This window comes from Streptomyces venezuelae (assembly GCF_008642335.1).
GTDB classification, from domain to species: Bacteria; Actinomycetota; Actinomycetes; order Streptomycetales; family Streptomycetaceae; genus Streptomyces; species Streptomyces venezuelae_F.
This window is the reverse complement of sequence record NZ_CP029191.1, coordinates 3,664,324-3,689,551: the sequence shown is the minus strand read 5'-3', so window position 1 is coordinate 3,689,551 and position 25,228 is coordinate 3,664,324. Positions and strand designations below refer to the sequence as shown.

Below are 25,228 nucleotides of genomic sequence, written 5' to 3'. Positions count from 1 at the left end.
ACACGCCGACGCGAATCCGGGAGGACCCTCGTCATGGCCATCACCGATGACCTGCGCAAGACCCTGAGCAACCCCACCCCCGCGTACTTCGTCGCCGGGTCCGCGGACCTCGCCTTCCAGCAGGCGAAGAAGGTTCCGGGGCTCGTCGAGCAGCTGATCGCCGAGGCCCCGGCCCGCTTCGAAGCGGTGCGCAACACCGACCCGAAGGCCGTCCAGGACAAGGCCGGTGCCCGTGCCAAGGAGGCGCAGGAGACCCTCCAGGCCAAGGTCACCGAGGTGCTCGGCACGATCGACACCGACCTGAAGAAGCTCGGCGAGACCGCTCAGGACCTCGCGCTGCGCGGTGTCGGCGTCGCCGCCGAGCTCGCGGTGAAGGCGCGCGAGAAGTACGACGAGGTCGCCGAGCACGGCGAGCAGGCCGTGAAGTCGTGGCGCGGCGAGGCCGCCGAGGAGATCCTCGACCTGGCCGAGACGGTCGAGCCCGACGACGAGCCGAAGCCCGCCGCGGCGCAGTCCGCCGAGCCCAAGGGCCCCGTCGCCGTCGCGCCGAAGAGCGCGGCCGCCGCCCCGGTGAAGAAGCCCGCCGCCAAGAAGGCACCGGCCAAGAAGCCGGCCGCCAAGAAGACCACGCCGCCCGCCAAGTAGGACCGGGTCACGCGCCGGGGCGGGCACTCATCGGGTGTCCGCCCCGTTGACTGGGTAACGGGTGACCGGGTAGCGGGTACCGTGGCCGCGTAATCGATGAGCCGAGACTGGTGGTGGACGTTGTGCTGATGCAAGGGTTCGCGAACTTCATGTGGCTGCTGTCGCTGGCCCTGATCGTCTTCAGCGGATTCGCGCTCATCGACGCCGCCGTCCGGCGCGAGGACGCCTATCGGGCGGCGGACAAGAAGACCAAGCCGTTCTGGCTGATCATCCTCGGCCTCGCCTTCGTGGTGAACCTGCTCTTCCCGATCCTGTCGTTCCTGCCGATCATCGGGCTCGTCGCCACCATCGTCTACATGGTCGACGTGCGCCCCGCGATCCGGCAGATCTCGGGCGGCGGCCGCCGCGGCGGCTCCAGCAGCGACGGGCCCTACGGGCCGTACAACGGCGGTCGGTAGACCACCGGCGGTCGGTAGACCACCGCCCGTGCCCCCCGGGGCGTGCTCAGCGCGCGCCGGGCGTCCGGTCCAGGAGCAGTACCGCCACGTCGTCCGTCAGGTCCCCGCCGTTGAGGTCGCGGGCCTCGTTCACCGCCGCCTCCAGCAGCTCGTCGCCCTGGAGCCCCGCCGCGATCTGGCGGCGGACCATGTCCACCATGCCGTCCTGGCCCAGCCGCTGGTTCCCCCGGCCGATGCGGCCCTCGATCAGGCCGTCCGTGTAGAGCATCAGGCTCCACTTGCCGCCCAGCTCCACCTGGCGGCGCGGCCAGCGGGCGCGCGGCAGGAGGCCCAGGGCGGGGCCCCCGTCCTCGTACGGAAGCAACTCGGCGAGCCGTCCCTCGCGTGCGATCAGCGGCGCCGGGTGCCCGGCGAGGCAGAGACCCGCCCTGCGCCCGTCCGGGGCGATGTCGACCGTGCAGAGGGTCGCGAAGATCTCGTCGTCCGGGCGCTCGTGCTCCAGGACCTTCTGGAGCGTGGAGAGCAGCTCGTCGCCGCACAGACCCGCGAAGGTCAGGGCGCGCCAGGCGATGCGCAGCTCCACGCCGAGCGCCGCCTCGTCGGGGCCGTGGCCGCAGACGTCGCCGATCATGACGTGTACGGCGCCGTCGGGTGTGCGCACGGTGTCGTAGAAGTCGCCGCCGAGCAGCGCGCGGGAGCGGCCGGGACGGTAGCGGGCGGCGAAGCGCAGCGGTGAGCCCTCCAGGAGTGGCGTCGGCAGCAGACCGCGCTCCAGGCGGGCGTTCTCCTGCGCGCGCAGCCGCGACTCGGTCAGCTGGCGCTGCGCGGCGTCGGCGCGCTTGCGCTCGACCGCGTACCGGATGGCGCGGCTCAGCAGCCGGCCGTCCAGCTCGTCCCGGAACAGGTAGTCCTGTGCGCCGACGCGCACGGCCTCGGCGCCGCGCTCGGAGTCGTCGTTCGCGGTGAGCGCGAGGACGGCGTGCCGGGGCGCGAGCCGCAGCACGTGCTTGAGGGCGACGAGCTCGTCCTCGTCGCCCTCGGCGGTAGCGGTGCCTGCGCCGGGGGAGGGGCCGGGACCGGTCCCGGCGCTGGTGCCGGGGGCGGGCAGGGCCAGGTCGAGCAGGATGCAGTGCACGTCGTCCGTGAGCAGCCGCTCGGCCTCGGTGAGGTTGCGGGCGGTACGGATACGGATGGGCTTGCCCGCGGAGTCGAGGAGCTCGGGCACGCTGAGGGATCCCGCCGGGTCGTCCTCGATCACCAGCAGGGTGAGGCCGGAGCCGTTGCCGCTGCCGTTGGGGCCGGGGTGGTGGCCGGGAGCTTCCCGGGTCGGCGCCGTCGTGTCGTGCGGGGGCGCCGCATGAGCCTGACCGCCTTCCGCGGCCGGTATCGCTCTCTGCCGCGGTATGGGTACGGGCATCGTCTGGTTCCTTCCCTCCCCCCGAGGGCATGGTGCCGCGCAGGTCGACGCGGTACCGACGGGGACCATAGCGGTAGCCGTGCCTCAATTGGAATGCCACACGGCAAACAGCCACCGTCATATGCCGCATCCAGGAACGCAATTGGGCACGGCACGGTCCCGCGGGGGATGACGAACATCACGCCGCGAGGGTTGAGAGAGCCCTCGCGGCGTGCGCTGGGTCACACGGGAGGGAGGGGCGGCGGAGGGTGGGTCTCGCGAGGGAAGGACCGGCCGCTACTTGTCGGGGCGTACGACCCCGAGTATCCGCATCGAACCCGCCCCCGCGATCGTCACGTTCCGGCCGGGCCGCGGCGCGTGCACGATCGCGCCGTCGCCCAGATACATCCCGACGTGGCTCGCGTCCGCGTGGTAGATGATCAGGTCACCGGGGCGCATGTTCTTGATGTCGACGCGCGGCAGCTGCTTCCACTGCTCCTGCGACGTCCGCGGAATGCCCTTCCCCGCGGCGGCCCAGGCCTGGGAGGTGAGCCCGGAGCAGTCGTACGACCCCGGTCCCTCGGCGCCCCACACGTACGGCTTGCCGATCTGGGCGGTGGCGAACTCGACGGCCTTCTCACCCCGGGTGGACGCCTTGCCGTCGACGTCCTTCAGGGCACCCGAACTCACCCACGCCGACTGCTTCTTGCGGGCGGCCTCCTCCTCCAGCTTGCGCAGCCGCTCCCGCTCCTCCTTCTCCAGCGTCGACTCGAGCTTCTCGGCGGCCGCGATCTTCCTCTTTATCTTCTTCTTCGCGGCGGCCTTCGACTTGCGGTTGGCTTCCAGCTTCGTCCAGCGCGCGGTGGCGTCCTTGGCGTAGATCCGCAGATCGTCCTGCGTTCTCTCCAACTCCGTCAGCATGCCCTTGGTGGCCTTCTCGCCCTCCCGCATGCGTCCCGCGCCGTCCAGGAACTGGCCCGGGTCGTCGCTGAGCATCAGCCTGGCCTCGGAGGGCATGCCGCCCGCTCGGTACTGCGCGCGGGCCGCGGCGCCCGCGCGGGCCTTCAGCTTCTTGAGCTTCGCCTGGCCCTTGGCGATGTCCTTGGCCAGCTCCACGATCTGCTCGGACTGCTTCTCGGCCTTCTCCTCGGCCGCGTTGTACGCATCCGTGGCCACGCCCGCGTCGTGGTAGAGGTCGTCGATCTCCTTGCGGACCTGCTCGAGGGATTTGTCCGTGCGGGGTGTCGGGCTCGGGTCCGGGCTCGCAAAGGCCGTCCCCGGTGCGGCCAGCACCGTCGCCGCGCAGACCAGCGCCACGGCCGCCGCCGTCGGGTATCGCTTCCCAGTCACGCCCCGCCACCCCCAAAGCTGATTTACCGTCAGTAACTTCCGTTCGACATCGGGATAGTGCCATGTCAGCGCTCGATACGACAGAGCCCGACAGCAACTCCGATCCCCACCTGCCTCATGTGACGTACCGCACGCGGCGTTCGTTCCCGTCCGCCGTGCTCACCCGGGCATCTCCGGGTGGCGTCCGGGTCACCCCGGAGCGACCTCGGGGTTCACCCCGACGCCAAGGCCCGCAAGGCGCAGGCTCACCCCGACGCCAGGACCCGCAAAGCGCAGGCTCACCCCGACCGCGGCGCCAACGCCTCCCACCGCAGCGTCACTTCGCCCTGCCGCCACCGTGACGTGCCGTCAAGAACCGGCCAGTCGACGGTCAGATCCCGCACCGCCCGGATCCACCGCTGCCGCGCCCCGTACGAGGCATAGGGCGCCGCGGCCGCCCAGGCCCGGTCGAAGTCGCACAGGAACGCGTGGACCGGCTCGCCCGGCACGTTCCGGTGGATCAGCGCCTTCGGCAGCCGTTCGGCGAGGTCGGAGGGCTGTTCCAGGGAGCCGAGCCGCGTCGCGAAGGTCACCGTGCGCGGACCTTCGGGCCCGAGCGCGACCCACACGTGCCGGCGCCCGATCTCGTCGCAGGTGCCCTCGACCAGCAGCCCGCCGGGGGAGAGGCGGCCGCACAGCCGCTCCCAGACGGCGGCGACCTGGTCCTCGTCGTACTGCCGCAGCACGTTCGCGGCCCGGATCAGGTCCGGGCCGGAGCCATTCCCGGAGCCGTTCGGCGGCGGCAGTGGCACCTCGAACCCGCCGTGCCGGAAGGTGAGCCCCTCGCGCGCGTAGGGCGCGGCGGCCGCGACGCGCGCCGGGTCGATCTCGATGCCGACGACACGCGCGCGTGGAGCGACGGTACGCAGCCTCAGGAGCAGCTCGACGGCCGTCCAGGGGGAGGCGCCGTAGCCGAGGTCGACGGCGACGGGATCCGCGGAGCGGCGCAGCGCGGCGCCGTGGACGGCCGCGATCCAGCGGTCCATGCGGCGCAGCCGGTTCGGGTTCGTGGTCCCGCGCGTCACCGTTCCCACGGGGCGGGAAGAGGTGCGTGGGGCCATGGGGAAAGGGTATGCGGGGATGACGGTCGAGGGGCGCCGCGTAATGCTTTGGTAAAAACGGACAGGGTGGAAATGGAGCAGCGGGCTCCGGTGTTCTCCCTCTGGAGGAACGTACGCCCTCCCAAAAGCTGTGCCCAAAGCTCTGCCCGTAGCCATGCACGTACGCAAGGAGGACCGCCCCGTGAGCCAGTACGTGTCCAGGCTCGGGCGTCGCTCCCAGGCGGCACCCCCGAGACTCCGTATTCCCGGCTCCCAGCGGCGGCCGCGCCGCGTGGCGATGCTGAGCGTGCACACCTCGCCCCTCCACCAGCCCGGCACGGGCGACGCGGGCGGCATGAACGTCTACATCGTCGAGCTCGCCAAGCGCCTCGCGGCGATCAACATCGAGGTCGAGATCTTCACGCGCGCCACCACCGGAGGGCTCCAGCCCACCGTGGAGCTCGCGCCCGGCGTCCTCGTGCGCCACGTCGACGCGGGCCCCTACGAAGGCCTCGCCAAGGAAGAGCTGCCGGCCCAGCTCTGCGCCTTCACGCACGGCGTCATGCAGGCCTGGGCGGGCCACCGGCCCGGCTACTACGACCTGGTCCACTCCCACTACTGGCTCTCCGGCCACGTCGGCTGGCTGGCCGCCGAACGCTGGGGCGTCCCCCTCGTCCACGCCATGCACACCATGGCGAAGGTCAAGAACGCGGCGCTCGCCGCCGGTGACACCCCCGAACCCGCCGCCCGCGTCATCGGCGAGACGCAGATCGTCCGGGCCGCCGACCGCCTCATCGCGAACACCGCCGAAGAGGCCGACGAGCTCGTACGTCACTACGAAGCCGAGCCCGGAAAGGTCGCCGTCGTCCACCCCGGCGTCAACCTCGAACGGTTCCGTCCCGCCGACGGCCGCGCCGCCGCACGGCACCGGCTCGGTCTGCCGCAGAACGCCCTCGTACCGCTCTTCGCGGGCCGCATCCAGCCCCTGAAGGCCCCCGACCTGCTTCTGCGCGCCGTCGCCGTCCTGCTGGACGAGCGTCCGGCGCTGCGTTCGAACATCGTCGTCCCCATAGTCGGCGGCCCGAGCGGCAGCGGCCTCGCGAAGCCCGAAGGGCTGCAGAAGCTGGCCGCGAAGCTCGGGATCGCGGACGTCGTCCGCTTCCAGCCGCCCGTCGGGCAGGAGCAGCTGGCGGACTGGTTCCGCGCGGCCTCGGTCCTGGTGATGCCCTCCTACAGCGAGTCCTTCGGACTCGTCGCCATCGAGGCGCAGGCGGCGGGCACGCCGGTCCTCGCCGCGGCGGTGGGCGGGCTGCCCGTCGCCGTACGCGACGAGGTCACCGGATTCCTCGTCCCCGGCCACGAACCGGCCCTCTACGCGCGCGTGCTCCGCGATTTCGCCGACCATCCCCAGCTCGTGGAGCGCATGGGCGCGGCCGCCACCGCGCACGCGCAGTCCTTCGGATGGGACACGGCCGCGTCCGCGACGGCGGACGTCTACACCGCGGCGATGCACGACTTCCGCAGCGCGCGCCGTCACGTACGCTCGCACCATGGTTGAGCGGGTGGAGCAGACGGGGACGACGGATACGGGTACCGCCACGGACACCGCGTCGGTCATCGAGGGAACGCTGAACGACGCCGAGCTCGAATGGGAGTCCCCCGAGCCCGGTTCGTACGTCGTGAAGCTCCCCGGCACCCGGAAGCTCTCCACGACCCTGTCCCTGCGGGTCGGCAACCACTCCCTCTCCCTGAACGCCTTCGTGATCCGTCACCCCGACGAGAACCACGAGGCGGTGCACCGCTGGCTCCTGGAGCGGAACCTCCGCCTCTACGGCGTCAGTTACGCGATCGACTCCCTCGGCGACATCTACCTCGCGGGCAAGCTGCCGCTCGCCGCGGTCACCCCCGCCGAACTCGACCGCCTCCTCGGCTCGGTCCTCTCCGCCTCGGACGACTCCTTCAACACGCTCCTGGAGCTCGGCTTCGCGTCGGCGATCCGCAAGGAGTACGAGTGGCGGGTCTCGCGCGGCGAGTCGACACGAAACCTCGAAGCGTTCAAGCATCTGACCCAGCCGAGCTGACTCAGCCGCACTGCCCCAGCCGAGCTGACGCGGCTCTACGCCCGCGGGCCCACGATCCCGCCGAGCGCGCGCAGGCCGGTGACGACCTCGGGCGCGCGCGGAGCCTGGTCCGGGTCGGTCAGCCACTGGGTCATCAGGCCGGTGAACAGCGCCAGTTGAGCCGCGCCCAGCGTGCGCGCGGTCGCGTCGTCGATCTCGTCCTCGGGCCTGCCGAGCAACAGGGCGGCGAGGCCCCGTCGGCCCTCGATCTGGCCGCCCGACAGATAGCGGCGCAGATCGTCCGAGTGTTCCGCCTGGACGAGGGCTTCCAGGGTGGCGAGCCACAGCGTGCGGTCGTCGGTGAACGACCGGATGACCGCGGCCCACAGCGCTTCGTAACGCTCGGCCTCGCTCGCGTCCGCCGTGCCGTACGCGGACAGGGTGCGGCCGAGGCGCGTCCCCCACTCGTCGATCGCTTCGATCAGCGCGGCGGTGAGCAGGGCTTCGCGCGAGCCGAAGTGGTAGCCGATGGCCGCCATGCTCACGTTCGACGCGGCGGCGATGTCGCGCACGGTGATCCGTGCCCAGCCCTTCTCCTCCAGGCAGTGCCGGGCGCCGGCCAGGAGGTCTTCGCGGTTTCCCATGGTGGCGGAGGTTACCGGAAGCCGCGCGTACGTCTGAGACGCACGATCTATACAACTGTCTTGCGCGTTTGCCCAATCCCTGGCAGGCTCATGCCGTCCGCATCGGTCACCCCCTGAGGGAGCTGTCCTGCCATGCACTTCGCCACCCGTATGCGCCGCCGCCATGTCCTCCGCCTCGCCGGGGCGACGCTCACCGCAGGGGTGCTGCTCCCTGTGTCCACCGCTTCGGCCACGGATTCGGCCGTCGCTGATGACGGGGCCCCGGTACGCGCACTTCAGCGGCACGCCCGCCCGCTCGGCGACCTCGACGCCCTCGTCCGGATGACCGGCGACGCCCGCGTCGTGGGCCTGGGCGAGGCCAGCCACAGCGGCCACGAGTTCTTCACCCTCAAGCAGCGCGTCTTCAAGAAGCTGGTGGCGACCCGCGGGTTCACCACCTTCGCCCTGGAGGCGAGTTGGAGCACCGGGCTGCGCCTCGACCAGTACGTCGTGCACGGTGTCGGCGACCCGGCGCGGATCATGCGCGACGAGTTCCAGGGGCAGTACGTCTTCTGGAACACGGAGGAGTACCTGGACCTCGTCCGCTGGATGCGCCACTACAACCTCAGCCACCCCGACCGCCCGAGACTCCGCTTCGTCGGCAACGACCTCGGCTATCCGGGTGCGGAGGCGTTCGACCAGGTCCGGGAGTACGTGGCCGCGTACCGCCCCGAGCTGGCCCGGCGCGTCGAGTCCCTGTACGCGGAACTGCGGCCCGCCGCCGGTACGCAGGCCGGGGCCTGGATGGGCCGGCAGCTGGGCAAGGACATCGCCTCGCGGGAGGCCGACCGCGACCGGGCGGTGCGGGTGCTCGCGCTGCTGCGGGACGAGGGGCGCCCGAAGGCGGCGGCCACCGGGCGTCCGGGGCGGACAGAGCGGACGACGCAGGCCACGCGGGCGTACGACTGGGCCGTGCAGAACGCCACCGCCGTCGCGCAGAGCTTCACCGGGTACGCCTTCCCCGACGATCGGTTCCCCGAGCGGATGCGGTACCGCGACCGGGTCATGGCCGACAACACGGCCTGGTGGCTCGACCGCACGGGCGGCAAGATCCTGCTCGCCTCCAACAACGGGCACGTCGCCTACGTCAGTGACGATCCGCGGGAGTTCCCCGAGCCCACGGGGGCGGTGCTGCGCGAGAGGCTCGGCGCGCAGTACGTCAGCGTCGGGCTGACGTTCGACCGCGGCAGCATCAACGCGCTGCCCGACTTCACCGCACAGGTGCCGCGCACGTACGACGTGCCGCCCGCGCCCGCCGGGCACAACGAACACACGCTGGACCGGGTGCGGTACGAGGACTACGCCCTGGACCTGCGCACCGCGCGGGAGCCCGCGCGCACCTGGCTGGACACGGCCCGGCCCACCCGCTCGTACGGCCTCTACTGGCCGAGCCCGAAGCCGGACGGCGGCGCGAACCCGGACGGCGGCGCGAACCCGGACGACGGCGCGAACCCGGATGACGGCTCGGCCCCGCACGGCGGTGCGAACTCCGATGACGACACGCCCCGCACGGCGCTGGCCCGCTCCTACGACATCTTGATCCACCTGCACCGGGTGCGGCCGGGCCACCTCCGCTGACGCCCGTCTCTTCCGCGAGGCCACTCCTTCCCGAGGCCCACCCCTTCCGTCCGGACCGCCGCCGTGGCAAGCTCCCGCCATCGCGGACATGAACGAAGTTCACGTATGTGCATACGTATGGCTGATGGAAGGCGGCGCCACCCATGGAGCAAGAACGAACCCCTGAAGACGCGCACCCCAGCCCCACCAGACGAGCCCTGCTGGGCGCCGCGATCGCCGTCGCGGCCACCGCCGCGGCCGGCGCCGTCGCCCCAACCCCGGCCAACGCCGTTCCCCGCCCCCAAACCCCCACCCTCTGGCGGGAGTTCACCGCGACCCCCTACACCCACCCCCAGATCCCCTACATAGGCCGAGCCGGCTTCCGCACGGGCCGCCACCCCTTCCCCCGCCACACCCGTGTCCACCACATAGACGTCCCCCCGGACGGCAAGACGGACGCCGCTCCCGCGATCAACCGAGCCCTCGCCGAAGCGGGCCGACAAGGCGGCGGCACCGTAGTGCTGCGCCCCGGCACCTACCGCATCGACGGCCTCATCCACCTGGCCCACGACAACGTCACCCTGCGCGGCGCGGGCAGCGCCCGCACCACCCTCCTCGCCACCAGGAGCCTCACCGACCTGATCGGCCCCTATGGCTCCCGTTACGGCGGCGACAAGTCCAGCTGGTCCTGGGCGGGCGGCCTCATCTGGCTCTGCCCGCAATCCCGTTGGACGTCACTCACCGCCGCCATCGCAGCGAAGAACTGGCCCTTCGAAGGCTGGACCGGCAATGAGCGCGACACGTGGGAAACCCTCACCACCGTCCGCCCCGCCCACCGCGGCTCCTGGTCCGTGACCGTCGCCGACGCGTCCCGCCTCCGCAAGGGCGACCTCGTGCTCCTCCGCCTCTCGGACGACCCGGAGCACACCCTTCTGGCGCACATGGCGGGCGACGGCGCGGGCGCGAAGGCGTACACCTGGGACGACAAGACGAAGCTCACGTCGTACGTCCCCTACGAGTGGCCCGTACGGATCGCCGCCGTCGACCCCGGAAAGCGCCGGGTCACGTTCGAGCGACCGCTCCCCCTGGACGTACGCCCGGAGTGGGACCCGCGGCTGACCACCCACGTCACCGCCCTCACGAACTCCGGGGTCGAAGGCCTCACCCTGGAGGCCGTCGAGACCCCGCAGTCCCCGCACCTCCTCGACAAGGGCTTCAACGGCGTCACGTTCCAGTGCGCGTACGACTGCTGGGCCGAGGACGTCGTCGTACGCCACGTCGACAACGGCTTCGGGCTGGTCGCGGCCTCCGCCTGCACCCTGCGCCGCACGCGCGTGACGGGCCGCGGCTCCCACCACCCGTACTTCTGCCGGGAGGGCTCGCACGACAACCTCGTCGAGGACTTCCGTATCGACGCCCGCACGACCCCCGCGCCGCCCGGCACCCAACTGCACGGCATCAACGTAGAAGGACTTTCCTCCCACAACGTCTGGTCGCGCGGCCACATGGAGATGGGCACGTTCGACAGTCACCGCGGGATGCCCTTCGCGAACGTACGTACGGACATCACCGTCGAGAACAACGGCCGGCACGGCGGCGACGCGAGCGCGGGCCCCCTCTTCGGAGCCCGCTTCACGCACTGGAACATCCGCGTCACCAACGAACGCGCGGGCCTGATGAAGATCGACGGACTCGCGCCGCTCAGCGCGACGGTCGGCCTCAACACGGTCCACGAGTTCGACCAGATCGACACCCCCGACTTCACGGGCGATCTCGGGTCCAGGCTGGAGCTGTACGGCACTACGGGCGTGGTGCGGCCACGGAATCTGTACGAGGCGCAACGGACTCTGCCGCTGCGGTGACCTCGACGGCCCCGGGCGCGTCGGCCACGCCACCCGGAGCGACCCCACCCGGGGCCACTTCCCCCGGCTCCTCCTCGGGCAGCCCTCGCATGAGTCCCCAGTACCCCAGCGCGGCCACCGTCCCGAGCACCGCGCACGTCCCCCACAGCCACTCCGCGCCGAACCGGTCGATCATGAAGCCGGACATCAGCGGGGCGACGAGCGCGGCGACGGACCAGGACATCGTGTACATGCCCTGGTACCGCCCACGTCCATGAACAGGAGACAGGCGTACGACGAGACCCGTCTGGGTCGGCGCGTTGACGATCTCGGCGAGCGTCCACACGCAGACCGTCAGCGCGAAGACACCGAGCGACCCGGCGAACGCGGTGAGCCCGAAGCCGTACCCGGCGACGACCGAGGAGATCACGAGCAGCCGGCGCGGGTCGCGGTGCTCGATGAAGCGGGTGACGGGAATCTGCATCACCACGATCAGCACACCGTTCACGGCGATCGCGAGCCCGTAGTCGGCCGGGGTGAACCCCGCCTCGCCCATCGCGACGGGCAGCCCCACGGACCCCTGCTGGAAGATCAGCGCGACGAGGAAGCTCAGCCCGACCACACCCATGAACCGCCCGTCCCGCAGGACGGTCCCGAGCCCCACCACGGGCTCCGCGGCCTTCTCCACCTCCGTCTGCACGGGCCGCGACTCCGGCAGCTTCGCGAAGACGACGATCGCGCAGACCATGGTCATGGCGGCCTCGATCAGAAACCCGGCGCGATAGCTGTAAGAAGCGATGAACCCGGCACCCGCGGAAGAGACCGCGAACCCGAGATTGATGGCCCAGTAATTCAGCGAGAAGGCCCGCACCCGATCCTCGGGCCGAACGATGTCCGCCATCATCGCCTGCACGGCGGGCCGCGACGCGTTGCTCGCCATGCCGACGACGAAAGCGACGCCCGCGATGGCGACGGGGTGCTCCATGAACCCGAGGACCGCCACGGAGACGGCCGTGGAGGCCTGCGCGATCAGCAGCGTGGGCCGCCGCCCCAGCCGGTCGGTCATCACCCCCGCACCGAGCGACGACACGACCCCGCCGAGCCCGTGCAGCGCGGCGACGAGCCCGGCGTACGAGGCGGAGTACCCCCGCTCGAGAGTCAGATACAGCGCCATGAACGTGGCGACGAAGGCACCGAGCCGGTTGACCAGGGTGCTGACCCACAGCCACCAGAAGGCCCGGGGCAACCCGGAGACGCTCTCGGTGACGGCGCGTCTCATTCGTCCTGTGGCGGCGTACGGCATGGAGGTCCCCCGGGATGATGCAGGCGGCTGAGGCGGCTGAGGTATGAGTCGTGTAAGCGGCAACGACGGCAGGCACAAATTACGAGCCGCCTGCCTGGCCCCGCCACTCAATTGACGACCCTCGTCAACTGTCGCGGCCCCCGTACGTCCCTCCGGTCCACCCCCTGTCCGCGCGCGCGAGGCGCCCGGAGGTTCGATTACGCTCAGAGGCATGGCCGACGCACCGTACAAGCTGATCCTCCTCCGCCACGGCGAGAGCGAATGGAACGCGAAGAACCTGTTCACCGGCTGGGTGGACGTCAACCTCAACGAGAAGGGCGAGAAGGAGGCGGTCCGCGGCGGTGAGCTGCTCAAGGACGCCGGCCTGCTCCCCGACGTGGTCCACACGTCGCTCCAGAAGCGCGCGATCCGCACCGCGCAGCTGGCCCTCGAATCGGCTGACCGCCACTGGATCCCGGTCCACCGCTCCTGGCGCCTGAACGAGCGCCACTACGGCGCCCTCCAGGGCAAGGACAAGGCCCAGACGCTCGCCGAGTTCGGCGAGGAGCAGTTCATGCTGTGGCGCCGCTCGTACGACACGCCGCCGCCGGCGCTGGACCGCGACGCGGAGTACTCCCAGTTCTCGGACCCGCGCTACGCGACGCTCCCCCCGGAGCTGCGCCCCCAGACGGAGTGCCTGAAGGACGTCGTCGTCCGCATGCTCCCGTACTGGTTCGACGGCATCGTCCCCGACCTCCTCACCGGCAAGACGGTCCTGGTCGCGGCCCACGGCAACAGCCTCCGCGCCCTGGTCAAGCACCTGGACGGCATCTCCGACGCGGACATCGCGGGCCTGAACATCCCCACGGGCATCCCCCTCTCCTACGAGCTGGACGCCGACTTCAAGCCCCTGAACCCGGGCGGCACCTACCTCGACCCGGAGGCCGCGAAGGCGGCGATCGAGGCGGTCAAGAACCAGGGCAAGAAGAAGTAACCCTGACGTAGGTAAGCCCCCTGCCTTTGGTTGTCTCCAGGCAGGGGGCTTACGTATGTGAGCGGGCCGCCCCAAGGCCGTAGCTGCCGGGCCGGCGCGCCCTCAGGACGGCCAAGCGTCGGCCATCCGGAAAGAGACCACCGTTCCGCCGAAGCGGCTGGCTCCGGCGTGCCAGGAGTCGGCGACGGAGCCGACGAGGAGCAGCCCGCGGCCGTGCGCGTCGCCGGCGTCCGGGTGCCTGAGTCGTACGTTCTCCGGGAGTCCCGGATTGTGCACATTAACCCGGAGGGACCCACCCTCGCGGAACCACTCCACCCGGACGACCCAGGGCTCGTCCGACCTGCCGTGTACGACGGCGTTGGTCACGAGCTCCGAGATCATCAGGACGCAGTCGTCGACGGAGCAGGCGGGGTTGTAGGGAGCGATGAACTTCCGGAACCAGCGCCGCGCCCGAGGAACGGACTCCGCGACGCGGTGCAAGGTCATCGCGCCGAGACGTGGCGACTCTTCGCAGGGATTGCGGTCGATCGTGTAGGTCATCAGCGTCCCGCGCCTCTCGCTCCCGAGGCCTGGCAGCTCGACCTCTCTATACAGATCACTCTGGCCTACATCTCTAGAGACGTCAATCGAAAACGCGGGAAGAGTCGGGCGACTGCCGCCGGTGACTACTCGCAGCGAACGAACGTCCAACCTGTGGCCTAAGGTGTCTAGAGATGAGCGGGAGGAGACCTGCGGGATGGCCCACACCGAAGACGGCCCTCGGCCCAAGTACCAGCGAATCGCCGACACTTTGCGCGAGGCGATCCACGCGGGCCAGTACGGTCCTGGTGATCGACTGCCGGGTGAGAACGACCTCATGGCCACCCACGGCGTCGCCCGTATGACGGCACGCCAGGCCCTGGGCGTCCTTCGGGACGAGGGAATCGCTGAGGCCCGTAAGGGTGCCGGTGTGTTCGTCCGCAGCTTTCGCCCGCTGCGGCGTCGAGGGATCCAGCGGCTGGCCGAGCAGCAGTGGGGCAACGGCCGCTCCATCTGGTCGGCGGACCTCGAGAACCGCTCTCTCGAGGTGGACCAGGTCACCGTGTCCGAACAGACCGCGCCCGAACACATTCGATCAGTCTTGGAGTTGGCCGCCGACGAACCGGTGTGCGTGAGGCGCCGGCGTTTCGTCCTGGACGGCAAGCCCGTCCTGCTCGCGACGAGCTACCTGCCCATGCCCCTGGTCGCCGGATCCGCGATCACCCGCGAGGACACCGGCGAGGGCGGAACGTACGCCAGACTCGCCGATCTCGGCCACAAGCCGGTGCACTTCCGCGAAGAGGTCCGCTCACGCATGCCGTCGAAGGATGAGGTGGCGCGCCTGAGCATGTCGGAGGGCACTCCTGTGATCCTCATCTGCCGCACGGCCTTCACGGCCGAAGGCCGCCCCGTCGAGGTCAACGAAATGACGTTGGACGCCGCCTCGTACGTCTTGGAGTACGACTTCGACGCCTGACCTAACCGCTCACCGAGACCCTCACGGCGACCCAGAATCCGTGATGCCCTCCGCGAGTTGGCCCACCGCGTTCAGGATGCTCTGGCCGAAGTCCGTCGGGGCGACCACGACACCGAACGCCACCGCGAGCGCCACCGTCACCATCTGGTCGCCCCGGCTCCTGGCCTGCACCTTGCGGCGCAGCAGGAAGAAGAGGATGACGGCCAGGAGCACCGCTACGTTGATCGTCAGCACCATCGGCCAGGCCCCCTGCACGTGAAGTAACGTCCCGGCCTTCCTGTGTAACCCAGAACTCCGCGCCGTGGCCGCCCGATTACCTGTCGTTGGCAACAATGTGCTCCCCGGGGGCCGAATCGATGCGCAGCTCAAGCGGTTCGCAGGTCGGACTGGGTTGAACCTCGATCGGTCCGTAAGCCGATCAAGGCACGACGATCAAGGGACCGGCCAGATTCCCGTCCACGGGTGGTCGGACGGCATCGGGCCCGTCTCGCCCCTGCGCTTCGCCAGGCGGCGCCTCGCGATGTGATACGCCCACGCGTGCGTGGCGACCTTTTTCTCCACGCCGAAGTGCTTGCCCGTCGCCGCCTCCAGGACCTGGTGGTACTCCTGGAGGAGGTCCCAGGACATGTGCTCGAAGTCCGCGTCGGCCCAGCCGTACAGATGCTGGAGCTCGAACCGTACGGCGGCCATGAACTCCATGTCCCCGCGGTCCTTCGGCTCCGTCCTGCCGCCGTGCGCGCGCACCCACTCCTGGACCTCCGGCGCCGCTCCGTTCCACTTGCTGCCCGAGTCCCTGATCTCCGCGTAGTCCACCCACGCCCAGAACGCCTCCGCGTCGGCGATGTCGGGGGCCTGCCTGTGGTGGTCCGGGCAGAGCAGGGCGAAGTTGCGGACGTCCATCGAGCCGCCCAGCGAAGCGGGGACCGCGTGGGCGCGGTCCACCGGCGTGCCCCAGCAGATCAGGCACGCCGGATCCATCCCCAGGTAGTCGGCTATCGCCGCCAGCTTCGGCGGCGTCTTCCTCGCGTTCTCCGTCGTCCCGCGCGGGCGCAGGGGGAGGAGGTTCACGTCGTACCAGAAGCCCGAATCGGACGACCCGGGCTCCTCGGGGTAGGCGATCTGCAGTTCGTCCGGTACGTCGTTCCGCTGGCCGTCAGGGTTCGCCAGTCTGTGGAACGGCGTCGTCAGCTCGGTCAGGTAGGGGAGCAGGTACCCCATCGAGAAGTCCCGGATGATCTCGATGGCGTCGCGGTCGTAGCCGCCGACGTCGTTGCGGTGGCCCTGCACCGTCAGGGAGAGGTGACGGGGCTTGCCGGGCATCCGGGCTTCCGCGTTCCGCAGGACCTCGAAGACGCGGCGGGCGCAGCGTTCGAAGTTCTCGTACACCGCCATGTCGTGGCAGAGCAGGATCGCCTTCTCGCGAGACGCGGGTGCCGGGCGTCTGCCACGGCCGCTCGACTTCTGGCTCTTCCTGCTCCGCTGTTTCTTCTTGGGCATGGATGGATGTTCGCGCGGAACGGTCCCGTCGCACGCCAGTTCCCGCAAAGATCCCTCCGTGCCCGCGCGAAGATCCCCACGTGCACGCGCGCATGTGCGCCGTTGATGCGCCCCGCCCCCGTGGGCATGGAATGGGCAACAGGCAGTACGTCGTACGCCTACGAGGAGGAGACCATGGCCGAGTCCCCCACGCGCGAGTACGTTCCCGAGATCGAGATCCCGCTGAGCTCCTGCGGATGCGGCCCGGGCTGCAGCTGCGGCTGCCAGTCGGGCGGTTCCTGCCAGTGCGGCGGCGGTTGCGGCTGACCGCTGCGCCGGGCCCACCCGACGGACAAAGCTGTGCCCCGCGCGACAACCTGACGTCACGCGGGGCACATACGGCAGAGAAACTACCTACGCGCCCTCCACCGGCGCCTGCCCCGCCGGCTGTATCTCGTCCGCGTGCTCGCCCGTCACCAGGTACACCACCCGCTTCGCCACCGACACCGCGTGGTCCGCGAAGCGCTCGTAGTAGCGGCCGAGGAGCGTCACGTCGACCGCCGTCTCGATGCCGTGCTTCCAGCGGTCGTCCATCAGGTGCTGGAACAGCGTGCGGTGCAGCTGGTCCATCTCGTCGTCGTCCTGCTCCAGCTGGAGCGCCAGGTCGACGTCCTTGGTGATGATGACCTCCGCCGCCTTCGCCATCAGGCGCTGCGCGAGCTGGCCCATCTCCAGGATCGTGGCGTGCAGGTCCCGCGGCACCGCCGAGTCGGGGAAACGGAGCCTCGCGAGCTTCGCGACGTGCTGGGCCAGGTCGCCCGAGCGCTCCAGGTCGGCGCTCATGCGCAGCGAGGTGACCACGATGCGCAGATCGGTGGCGACCGGCTGCTGGCGCGCCAGCAGGGCTATCGCGCGCGCCTCAAGGTCGTGCTGCAGATCGTCGACCTTCTGGTCGGCGGCGATCACGCTCTCCGCCATCTTCAGGTCCGCGTCGAGCATGGCCGTCGTGGCGCGCCCGATCGCGGACCCGACGAGGCGGGCCATCTCGACCAGGCTGTCGCCGATCGAGTCAAGTTCCTCGTGGTACGCGTCCCGCATGTGGCTGTCCCTCTCTCGTACGTCTCAGGGGGCTGGCCCCTACGCTCCCACGGTGCGGCCCGGACGCGTCCGTTTCCGGCACCCCACGTGAATCGCCACCGTCATCAAGGTGAACTGTGGGCGACGCACGGCCGCATCCTTGATCACCTGTGCCTCCGGCCGCCGGGGAGAAGTGAACCGGCACCGTCTCCACGGTGAACTCTGGGCGACGAGTGTTCGAGCGGGCACCCGTACGGCTGTGACCGGCTCTTACTCGGCGCATAACCTTGAGGCATGGACGTGAACGCGGCGGTCGCCGCAGCGGCAGCGATCGCCGGGGTGTGCACCGGTGTCATCGCCATGCTGGCGTTCCGATGGAGCGAGCGCGACCAGAAACGCCCCACCCGGACCTCCCTGCACACCGATCCCGTACTGCCACCCGGCGTGGACACGGTGCTCTCCGTGCTCCGCTCCTCCGCCGTCGTCCTCGACGAGGCCGACAGCGTGGTCAAGGCGAGCTCGGCGGCGTACGCACTCGGACTCGTACGCGGCGGGAAGCTCGCCGTCGAGCCGATGCTGCAGATGGCCAGGGACACCCGCCGCGACGGCGAGATACGCCAGGTCGAACTGGACCTGCCGCGCCGCGGCACCGGCCGCGGCGAGGCCCTCGCGGTCTCCGCGCGGGTGGCGCCGCTGGGCTCGCGGCTCGTGCTGCTCCTCGTGGAGGATCTCACCGAGGCCCGCCGCATCGAGGCGGTACGGCGCGACTTCGTCGCGAACGTGAGCCACGAGCTGAAGACCCCGGTCGGGGCGCTCTCCCTGCTCTCCGAAGCCGTCATGGACGCCTCGGACGACCCGGAGGCCGTCGAGCGCTTCGCGGGCCGCATGCAGATCGAGGCGACCCGCCTGACCAGCCTCGTGCAGGAGCTCATCGACCTCTCCCGGGTGCAGAACGACGATCCCCTGGAGGACGCCGAACCCGTCCGTGTCGACGAACTGGTGGCGGAGGCGATCGACCGCAGCCGCCACCAGGCCTCCCACAAGCAGATCACCATGGCCTCGGGCGGCACCGCCGACCTTCAGATATGGGGCAACCGCGGCCAGCTCGCCGCGGCCCTCGGCAACCTCGTCGAGAACGCCGTGAACTACTCGCCCGCCCGCACCCGCGTGGGCATCGCCGCCCGCCGGGTCGCGGCACCCGGCGGCGACCTGATCGAGGTCGCCGTCACCGACCAGGGCATCGGCATCTCCGACAAGGACAAGGAGCGCATCTTCGAGCGCTTCTACCGCGTCGACCCGGCCCGCTCCCGGGCCACCGGCGGCACCGGCCTCGGTCTCGCCATCGTCAAGCACGTGGCCGCCTCGCACGGCGGGGAGGTCACCGTGTGGAGCTCGGAGGGTCAGGGCTCCACGTTCACCCTGCGGCTGCCCGAGGCGGCCGCGCACCGCGACCGCGGATCAGGTCACGGCGGCGGACTCGACGACGAGCCCACCCCGGACGAGACCGCTGCGACCACCACGTACGAACCCATTCCTGCCCCGGAGGTCCTTCCGTGACCCGAGTGCTCGTCGTCGAGGACGAGGAATCCTTCAGCGACGCCCTGTCCTACATGCTCCGCAAGGAGGGCTTCGAAGTCGCCATCGCGGCGACGGGCCCGGACGGCCTCGACGAATTCGAGCGCAACGGCGCCGACCTCGTCCTGCTCGACCTGATGCTGCCGGGCCTGCCCGGCACCGAGGTCTGCCGCCAGCTGCGCAGCCGCTCCAACGTCCCGGTGATCATGGTGACCGCCAAGGACAGCGAGATCGACAAGGTCGTCGGTCTGGAGATAGGAGCCGATGACTACGTAACGAAGCCCTTCTCCTCCCGCGAGCTGGTCGCCCGCATCCGCGCGGTGCTGCGCCGCCGCGGCGAGCCGGAGGAGGTCACGCCCCAGGCGCTGGAGGCCGGCCCGGTCCGGATGGACGTCGACCGCCACGTGGTCACCGTCTCCGGCTCCAAGGTCGACCTGCCCCTGAAGGAGTTCGACCTCCTGGAGATGCTGCTGCGCAACGCGGGCCGCGTACTGACCCGCATGCAGCTCATCGACCGCGTCTGGGGCGCGGACTACGTGGGGGACACCAAGACCCTCGACGTCCACGTGAAGCGCCTGCGCGCCAAGATCGAGCCGGACCCGGGGGCGCCGCGCTACCTGGTGACGGTCCGCGGCCTGGGCTACAAGTTCGAGCCGTAAACAGTGGCAGCCGCGGTCCACGCGGCACGAAGAAGGGCGGGACCTCGATGAGGTCCCGCCCTTCTTCGTACGTGGATCAGTGCTCGGCGCCGGTCCCGGTGCCGTTCTCCGCACCCGTGTCCGTGTCCGCGCCCGCGTCGTGGTTCGCGGTGTCCGAGGACGGCTTGTCCGACGGCTTGCCCGAGGGCTTGCCGGACGGGTCCGTGGCGGACCCGGAGGCGTCCGTGGACGGCTCCTGCGGCTTGCCGGACTTCGCGGGCCTGGACGGCTTCCCGTCCGGGGACTGCGGGAGCGCGCTCGGGCCCCACTTGGAGAAGTAGCTGTCGGCCGGCACGACGAACGCTTCCATCTTCACGTCGCCGGTCGAGCTGAAGGAGAAGGTGATGGGCTGCGCGTTGCCGTCCTTGACCGCCTCGCGGCTGCCGGACAGGACCGCCGAGGCGTTGTCCTTGCCGCCGATGACGATGGAGCCGCCGGCCGGAATGGTCAGCGGACCGTTCGGCTTGGAGTCCTTGTCGTCCTTGCCGCGCGTCAGCTTGGCCTTCTTGTCGGTGCCGTCGACCGTGATGGAGTTCAGGGTCTGGGCCTTGTCACCGGCGTTGAAGATCGTCGCGGCGACCACGGCGGGACCCGTCGACTCCAGGTCCGGCTGCGTGATGACCATGGCGTTCTGGATCTTGATGTCGCCGACGGAGGTCGCGGCGTTGTCCGGCTTGACCTCCATCGTCTGTGCGTTGTTGCCTGCGGCGCACGCGGTGAGCGAGGCGAGCGAGAACGCGAGGGCGGTGGCGGCGAGGGCGCCGCGTCGAAGGCTGCGGCTCACGGCGGCGGCAACTCCTTGAACGTGGGCGGTACAGGACGGGGCGGGCGGCCGTAAAGCCGTCCTAAGGGTGTGTCAGCGCGCTTAGATTACCGAGCCGTTCCCCGGCCGCCGCACCCGACCCGCCCCTTAGTGCACGGGACCACGCGGGCGCACCCGGGGCGGCCGTCGCACAGGGCGCCCCGGTCGCCCGCCGAAGCGTCCGCGCACCCCCGCCCCGCAATGCCTCCCCGGCCACCTTTCGCATTAGCCCGGTCAAGTGCCCGACTGTCACGCCCGCGGATTTTCCGTAAGGAATGCATGGGGGTACGGAGGGGCGTACGGAGGGGTGTACGGAGACTGGTCCGCAGAATTGATCACCTGGCCACTTGATCAATTCGGGAATCGCGTCGGACGTCACTCAGCACATCTCTCCGACCGCCGAACGGAGTATCGAAAGTTCACCGCTTGGAACCTCGCAAACCGGGACGTTCGGCCTCTTCGAGCGCCCTCGGGGGGCGCGCGACGGGGGCGTTTCCGGCTCGCCGAACAGCGGCTCCGACCTGCGAATACCCCGTTCCGGAGGCCCTCCGCAGCACGTTCTTGTTGCTGTTGTCAAGCCCCGAGATATGCCCTGACCTGCGAAAACGCCATTCAGAAGAGGCGGTTCTCGTGTTAGGATGGATAGCCACGGAAGGGGTACCTGTCACATGACGTTCAAGGTTGGCGACACCGTGGTCTATCCCCATCACGGGGCCGCGCTGATCGAGGCCATCGAAACTCGCCAGATCAAAGGCGTGGACAAGACCTACTTGGTGCTGAAGGTCGCCCAGGGCGACCTGACGGTGCGTGTGCCAGCGGACAATGCGGAGTTCGTCGGCGTGCGTGATGTGGTCGGGCAGGACGGCCTCGACCGGGTCTTCGAAGTACTGCGCGCGCCGTACGCAGAAGAGCCCACGAACTGGTCGCGCCGCTACAAGGCAAATCTCGAGAAGCTCGCCTCCGGCGATGTCATCAAGGTCGCGGAAGTCGTCCGTGACCTGTGGCGTCGGGAGCGCGAGCGTGGACTGTCGGCCGGTGAGAAGCGCATGCTCGCCAAGGCCCGCCAGATCCTGGTGAGCGAGCTCGCCCTCGCGGAGAACACGAACGAGGACAAGGCCGAGGCCCTGCTGGACGAGGTCCTCGCGTCCTGACGCGGACGGCCCGAGGCGCAGGACATGCCTCGGAGCTCCCGCGTCGACCAGGCGCAGCAATGCCGCGGTGCCCGCTGACCCTTCACGGAGTCGCCGGGCGCTGCGGCATGTTCGTACCCAGGCTGTTTTCCCGCCCGGACTGTTTCGTACCCGGGCTGTTTCGTACCAGGGCCGATGTGGTGGGGCGACCCCGAAGGGCCGTTGCTGGCGTGCCGGGCTCTTGCGGCTGACTCGACCGAATGTCACGGAAGGGTCCGGTCAAGGCGTCCGTCCCGCCCGGCACGGTGTGGCCATACCCACGTCGGCCGAGCACACAAACCTGAACGGAACCGATGTCTAGCGAATCCCGTACCGCGGTGGTCATTCCCGCGGCTGGGCGGGGCGTGCGCCTCGGCCCGGGCGCCCCCAAAGCGCTTCGCGCGCTGAACGGCACCCCGATGCTGATCCATGCCGTGCGGGCCATGGCGGAGTCCCGCGCGGTCTCCCTCGTCGTCGTGGTCGCGCCCCCGGACGGCGCCGCCGGGGTCAAGACCCTCCTCGACGACCACGCGCTGCCCGAGCGCACCGACTTCCTCGTCGTGCCCGGCGGGGAGAGCCGTCAGGAGTCCGTGCGCGCCGGTCTGGACGCGCTGCCGCCCGGCTTCGACATCGTGCTCGTGCACGACGCGGCCCGGCCGCTGGTGCCGGTCGACACGGTCGACGGCGTCATCGAGGCCGTACGCGACGGGGCCCCCGCCGTCGTCCCCGCGCTCCCGCTCGCCGACACGGTCAAGCAGGTCGAGCCCGCGGCGGAGCAGGGCGCGCCCGAACCCGTCGTCGCGACGCCCGAGCGGGCCCGGCTGCGCGCCGTGCAGACCCCGCAGGGCTTCGACCGCGCGACGCTCGTCCGCGCCCACGAGTCCGTCACCGGACAGGTCACGGACGACGCCGGCATGGTCGAGCAGCTGGGGCTGCCGGTCGTGTGCGTGCCGGGCCACGAGGAGGCGTTCAAGGTGACGCGCCCCCTGGACCTGGTGCTCGCCGAGGCGGTCCTGGCCCGGAGGAGGGCGAACGATGGCTTCTGAGACCGACGAGGCACGGGTGCGGGCCCTCCTGCCGCAGGTCGGCATCGGCACCGACATCCACGCCTTCGAAGAGGGCCGCGAGCTGTGGTGCGCGGGCCTGAAGTGGGAGGACCAGGGCCCCGGCCTCGCCGGGCACTCGGACGCCGACGTCGTCGCGCACGCCGCGTGCAACGCGCTGTTCTCCGCGGCGGGCCTCGGCGACCTCGGCGCCCACTTCGGCACCGGCCGCCCCGAGTGGTCCGGCGCCTCCGGTCTGACCCTGCTCACCGAGGCCGGCCGCATCGTCAGGGACGCCGGTTTCACCATCGGCAACGTCGCCGTCCAGGTCATCGGCGACCGCCCGAAGATCGGCAAGCGCAGGGACGAGGCCCAGAAGGTCCTCTCCGAGGCGGCGGGCGCCCCGGTCTCCGTCTCCGGCGCCACCACCGACGGCCTCGGCTTCCCTGGCCGCGGCGACGGCCTGGCGGCGATCGCCACCGCGTTGGTCGTACGTACGTCGTAGTAGGGCGGGCAATGGGGTATTCGTATGCCTCGTACAGACGAAACCCCCGTACGCCCCCACGAAGGAGTGAGCCATGTCCGCCCAACTCTCCGACGCCCTGAAAGACCTCCTCGACACGCCGGTCTTCATCAACGTCGCCACGATTCAGCCCGACGGGAGTCCTCAGGTGTCCCCGGTCTGGGTGAAGCGTGATGGGGACGATGTGTTGTTCTCGACGACGGTGGGCCGGCGCAAGGAAAAGAATCTGCGGCGGGATCCGCGGGTGACGGTGCTGGTGCAGCCCTTCGACGCGCCGTACACGTACGCGGAGATCCGTGGGACGGCGGAGATGACGACGGAGGGCGGGCAGGAGCTCATCGACGAGCTGTCGATGAAGTACACGGGCAAGAAGTACGCGGACTTCAACCCGGGCTCGAAGGACGACACGCAGCGGGTCGTGGTCCGCGTGAGCGCGCGGAAGGTCGTCGGCAGCATCTGAGGGTGACCCTGAGGACGGGCCTCACGTCACAGTCCGTGCACGGTGGGGCCAGGGGGCGTGGGGCACTGTCCCGCGCCCACTACCCTGGAGTGGTGACGATTCGCCTGTACGACACCAGCGCCCGGCAGATCCGTGACTTCAGCCCCCTCAATGACGGCTGCGTCTCGATCTACCTCTGTGGTGCCACGGTGCAGGCCGCCCCGCACATCGGGCACATCCGGTCCGGCCTGAACTTCGACATCATGCGCCGCTGGTTCGCGTACCGCGGCTTCGACGTGACGTTCATCAGGAACGTGACCGACATCGATGACAAGATCATCCGGAAGTCGGGCGAGCAGGGCCGGCCCTGGTGGGCCATCGGGTACGAGAACGAGCGCGCGTTCAACAGCGGTTACGACGCGCTCGGCTGCCTGCCGCCCACCTACGAGCCCCGCGCCACCGGCCACGTCACCGAGATGGTCGAGATGATGCGCGGGCTCATCGAGCGCGGGCACGCCTACGAGGCCGACGGCAACGTCTACTTCGACGTGCGGTCCTTCCCCGGTTACCTGGAGCTGTCCAACCAGGACCTGGACGATCTGCGCCAGCCCTCGGGCGAGGGCGAGACCGGCAAGCGCGACCCGCGCGACTTCGCCATGTGGAAGGCCGCCAAGGAGGGGGAGCCCAGCTGGGAGACCCCTTGGGGGCGCGGCCGGCCCGGCTGGCACCTGGAGTGCTCCGCGATGGCGCACAAGTACCTGGGTCGTGAATTCGACATTCACGGCGGCGGGATCGATCTGATCTTTCCGCACCACGAGAACGAGATCGCGCAGGCCAAGGCCTTCGGTGACACCTTCGCGCGCTACTGGGTGCACAACGGCTGGGTCACGATGAGCGGCGAGAAGATGTCCAAGTCGCTGGGCAACTCGGTGCTCGTGAGCGAGATGGTCAAGCAGTGGCGACCCATCGTGCTCCGCTACTACCTCGGCACCCCGCACTACCGCTCGATGATCGAGTACAGCGAGGAGGCCCTGCGCGAGGCCGAGTCCGCGTTCGCCCGCATCGAGGGCTTCGTGCAGCGCGTCGTGGAGAAGGCGGGCGGCGTCGTCGAGCCCGCCGCCCAGGTCCCGCCCGCGTTCGCCGACGCCATGGACGACGACATGGGCGTCCCGCAGGCGCTCGCCATCGTCCACACCACGGTCCGGCAGGGCAACAGCGCCCTGGCCGCCGACGACAAGGAAGCCGCCGTCGCGCGCCTCGCCGAGGTGCGGGCCATGCTCGGCGTCCTCGGCCTCGACCCGCTCGACCCGCACTGGGCCGGCGGCGAGACCGACCGCGGCGAAGACCTGCACGGAGCGGTCGACACCCTGGTCCGCCTCGTCCTCGACCAGCGCGAGGCCGCCCGGTCCCGCAAGGACTGGGGCACCGCCGACGCGATCCGCGACCAGCTCAACCAGTCGGGCCTCGTCATCGAGGACAGCCCGACCGGCCCCCGCTGGACGCTCGGCCCGCGCTAGGCCACAGCCGATGTGCCGCCCGGATGTGCCTCTCGGCCGTCCGGGCGGCACACTTCATAGACGTACACC

Annotated in this window: 26 protein-coding genes; 16 read left to right on the top strand and 10 right to left on the bottom strand. The window is 70.4% G+C overall.

The window, feature by feature from the left end; genetic code table 11:
• Positions 1-33: 33 nt before the first annotated feature.
• Together DEJ49_RS16490 and DEJ49_RS16485 are read left to right on the top strand one after the other, a co-directional pair.
• The gene (locus DEJ49_RS16490) at positions 34-645 is read left to right on the top strand and encodes a hypothetical protein (protein WP_150184826.1); all 612 of its coding nucleotides are present in this window, start codon (positions 34-36) and stop codon (positions 643-645) included.
• Positions 646-773: 128 nt separating this feature from the next.
• Positions 774-1,103, top strand: a complete 330-nt coding sequence (locus tag DEJ49_RS16485) for a DUF2516 family protein (protein WP_190329367.1) — start codon at positions 774-776, stop codon at positions 1,101-1,103.
• A 46-nt stretch (positions 1,104-1,149) separates the two neighbouring features.
• Here the strand turns inward: DEJ49_RS16485 and DEJ49_RS16480 are convergent, their stop codons facing one another.
• The 3 genes from DEJ49_RS16480 to DEJ49_RS16470 form a co-directional block, all read right to left on the bottom strand.
• Entirely contained in the window at positions 1,150-2,520 is a 1,371-nt protein-coding gene (locus tag DEJ49_RS16480) for a PP2C family protein-serine/threonine phosphatase (protein WP_150184825.1), read from the bottom strand.
• A gap of 276 nt (positions 2,521-2,796) precedes the next feature.
• A complete protein-coding gene (locus tag DEJ49_RS16475; protein ID WP_150184824.1) occupies positions 2,797-3,849 on the bottom strand; it encodes a C40 family peptidase in 1,053 nt (350 codons plus the stop codon).
• A gap of 278 nt (positions 3,850-4,127) precedes the next feature.
• Positions 4,128-4,949, bottom strand: a complete 822-nt coding sequence (locus DEJ49_RS16470; RefSeq protein WP_150184823.1) for a class I SAM-dependent methyltransferase — start codon at positions 4,947-4,949, stop codon at positions 4,128-4,130.
• A gap of 181 nt (positions 4,950-5,130) precedes the next feature.
• On the opposite strand from DEJ49_RS16470, the gene mshA reads away from it, so the two are divergent.
• Both mshA and DEJ49_RS16460 read left to right on the top strand, forming a co-directional pair.
• Positions 5,131-6,486, top strand: a complete 1,356-nt coding sequence (gene mshA / locus DEJ49_RS16465; protein WP_150184822.1) for a D-inositol-3-phosphate glycosyltransferase — start codon at positions 5,131-5,133, stop codon at positions 6,484-6,486.
• Positions 6,479-7,009, top strand: coding sequence for a YbjN domain-containing protein (locus tag DEJ49_RS16460; RefSeq protein WP_150184821.1), 531 nt, complete (start codon positions 6,479-6,481; stop codon positions 7,007-7,009). Before mshA ends, DEJ49_RS16460 begins: the two co-directional genes overlap by 8 nt.
• 35 nt (positions 7,010-7,044) lie before the next feature.
• On the opposite strand, the gene DEJ49_RS16455 is transcribed toward DEJ49_RS16460, so the two are convergent.
• Positions 7,045-7,632 (bottom strand): TetR/AcrR family transcriptional regulator, encoded by a 588-nt coding sequence (locus DEJ49_RS16455; RefSeq protein WP_150184820.1) that lies wholly within the window; start codon positions 7,630-7,632, stop codon positions 7,045-7,047.
• Between the two features lie 132 nt (positions 7,633-7,764).
• On the opposite strand from DEJ49_RS16455, the gene DEJ49_RS16450 reads away from it, so the two are divergent.
• Both DEJ49_RS16450 and DEJ49_RS16445 read left to right on the top strand, forming a co-directional pair.
• Positions 7,765-9,249 (top strand): erythromycin esterase family protein, encoded by a 1,485-nt coding sequence (locus tag DEJ49_RS16450; RefSeq protein WP_190329366.1) that lies wholly within the window; start codon positions 7,765-7,767, stop codon positions 9,247-9,249.
• A 143-nt stretch (positions 9,250-9,392) separates the two neighbouring features.
• On the top strand, positions 9,393-11,090 hold the full coding sequence (locus DEJ49_RS16445) for a glycosyl hydrolase family 28-related protein (protein ID WP_150184819.1): 1,698 nt from the start codon (positions 9,393-9,395) through the stop codon (positions 11,088-11,090).
• On the opposite strand, the gene DEJ49_RS16440 is transcribed toward DEJ49_RS16445, so the two are convergent.
• Positions 11,029-12,372: an MDR family MFS transporter gene (locus DEJ49_RS16440; protein ID WP_150184818.1), complete on the bottom strand. Its 1,344-nt coding sequence runs from the start codon at positions 12,370-12,372 to the stop codon at positions 11,029-11,031. The two genes, DEJ49_RS16445 and DEJ49_RS16440, sit on opposite strands and share 62 nt — an antisense overlap.
• A gap of 211 nt (positions 12,373-12,583) precedes the next feature.
• Between DEJ49_RS16440 and DEJ49_RS16435 the strand changes: the two genes are divergently transcribed.
• A complete protein-coding gene (locus DEJ49_RS16435; RefSeq protein ID WP_150184817.1) occupies positions 12,584-13,345 on the top strand; it encodes a phosphoglyceromutase in 762 nt (253 codons plus the stop codon).
• 102 nt (positions 13,346-13,447) lie between these two features.
• On the opposite strand, the gene DEJ49_RS16430 is transcribed toward DEJ49_RS16435, so the two are convergent.
• Complete coding sequence (locus DEJ49_RS16430) at positions 13,448-13,885, bottom strand: ATP-binding protein (RefSeq protein WP_150184816.1); 438 nt, start codon at positions 13,883-13,885, stop codon at positions 13,448-13,450.
• A 196-nt stretch (positions 13,886-14,081) separates the two neighbouring features.
• Here DEJ49_RS16430 and DEJ49_RS16425 point away from each other — a divergent pair, with 196 nt between their 5' ends.
• Positions 14,082-14,840: a GntR family transcriptional regulator gene (locus DEJ49_RS16425; RefSeq protein WP_150184815.1), complete on the top strand. Its 759-nt coding sequence runs from the start codon at positions 14,082-14,084 to the stop codon at positions 14,838-14,840.
• Positions 14,841-14,861: 21 nt separating this feature from the next.
• On the opposite strand, the gene DEJ49_RS16420 is transcribed toward DEJ49_RS16425, so the two are convergent.
• Together DEJ49_RS16420 and DEJ49_RS36410 are read right to left on the bottom strand one after the other, a co-directional pair.
• A complete protein-coding gene (locus DEJ49_RS16420) occupies positions 14,862-15,077 on the bottom strand; it encodes a hypothetical protein (protein WP_150169433.1) in 216 nt (71 codons plus the stop codon).
• 195 nt (positions 15,078-15,272) lie between these two features.
• On the bottom strand, positions 15,273-16,337 hold the full coding sequence (locus tag DEJ49_RS36410) for a hypothetical protein (protein ID WP_223832862.1): 1,065 nt from the start codon (positions 16,335-16,337) through the stop codon (positions 15,273-15,275).
• A gap of 126 nt (positions 16,338-16,463) precedes the next feature.
• Here DEJ49_RS36410 and DEJ49_RS16410 point away from each other — a divergent pair, with 126 nt between their 5' ends.
• Positions 16,464-16,643, top strand: a complete 180-nt coding sequence (locus DEJ49_RS16410) for a hypothetical protein (protein ID WP_150184814.1) — start codon at positions 16,464-16,466, stop codon at positions 16,641-16,643.
• An 87-nt stretch (positions 16,644-16,730) separates the two neighbouring features.
• Here DEJ49_RS16410 and phoU read toward each other — a convergent pair whose 3' ends face one another.
• A complete protein-coding gene (gene phoU / locus DEJ49_RS16405; protein WP_150169429.1) occupies positions 16,731-17,414 on the bottom strand; it encodes a phosphate signaling complex protein PhoU in 684 nt (227 codons plus the stop codon).
• A gap of 273 nt (positions 17,415-17,687) precedes the next feature.
• On the opposite strand from phoU, the gene DEJ49_RS16400 reads away from it, so the two are divergent.
• Positions 17,688-18,950 (top strand): sensor histidine kinase, encoded by a 1,263-nt coding sequence (locus DEJ49_RS16400; RefSeq protein ID WP_150184813.1) that lies wholly within the window; start codon positions 17,688-17,690, stop codon positions 18,948-18,950.
• Positions 18,947-19,627 carry a response regulator transcription factor gene (locus tag DEJ49_RS16395; RefSeq protein ID WP_030682312.1) on the top strand — a complete coding sequence of 227 codons (681 nt, stop codon included), beginning with the start codon at positions 18,947-18,949 and terminating at the stop codon, positions 19,625-19,627. The genes DEJ49_RS16400 and DEJ49_RS16395 overlap by 4 nt, the downstream gene beginning before the upstream one ends.
• 76 nt (positions 19,628-19,703) lie before the next feature.
• On the opposite strand, the gene DEJ49_RS16390 is transcribed toward DEJ49_RS16395, so the two are convergent.
• Positions 19,704-20,450 (bottom strand): copper chaperone PCu(A)C, encoded by a 747-nt coding sequence (locus tag DEJ49_RS16390; protein WP_150184812.1) that lies wholly within the window; start codon positions 20,448-20,450, stop codon positions 19,704-19,706.
• A 686-nt stretch (positions 20,451-21,136) separates the two neighbouring features.
• Here DEJ49_RS16390 and DEJ49_RS16380 point away from each other — a divergent pair.
• The 5 genes from DEJ49_RS16380 to cysS all read left to right on the top strand — a co-directional run bounded on the left by DEJ49_RS16380 (position 21,137) and on the right by cysS (position 25,159).
• Positions 21,137-21,619: a CarD family transcriptional regulator gene (locus DEJ49_RS16380; protein WP_003953493.1), complete on the top strand. Its 483-nt coding sequence runs from the start codon at positions 21,137-21,139 to the stop codon at positions 21,617-21,619.
• 332 nt (positions 21,620-21,951) lie between these two features.
• Entirely contained in the window at positions 21,952-22,683 is a 732-nt protein-coding gene (gene ispD / locus DEJ49_RS16375) for a 2-C-methyl-D-erythritol 4-phosphate cytidylyltransferase (protein WP_150184811.1), read from the top strand.
• Positions 22,673-23,185 carry a 2-C-methyl-D-erythritol 2,4-cyclodiphosphate synthase gene (ispF, locus tag DEJ49_RS16370; RefSeq protein WP_150184810.1) on the top strand — a complete coding sequence of 171 codons (513 nt, stop codon included), beginning with the start codon at positions 22,673-22,675 and terminating at the stop codon, positions 23,183-23,185. The genes ispD and ispF overlap by 11 nt, the downstream gene beginning before the upstream one ends.
• A 73-nt stretch (positions 23,186-23,258) precedes the next feature.
• Entirely contained in the window at positions 23,259-23,663 is a 405-nt protein-coding gene (locus DEJ49_RS16365) for a PPOX class F420-dependent oxidoreductase (RefSeq protein WP_150184809.1), read from the top strand.
• A 92-nt stretch (positions 23,664-23,755) separates the two neighbouring features.
• Positions 23,756-25,159, top strand: coding sequence for a cysteine--tRNA ligase (gene cysS, locus DEJ49_RS16360; protein ID WP_150184808.1), 1,404 nt, complete (start codon positions 23,756-23,758; stop codon positions 25,157-25,159).
• Positions 25,160-25,228 lie beyond the last annotated feature (69 nt).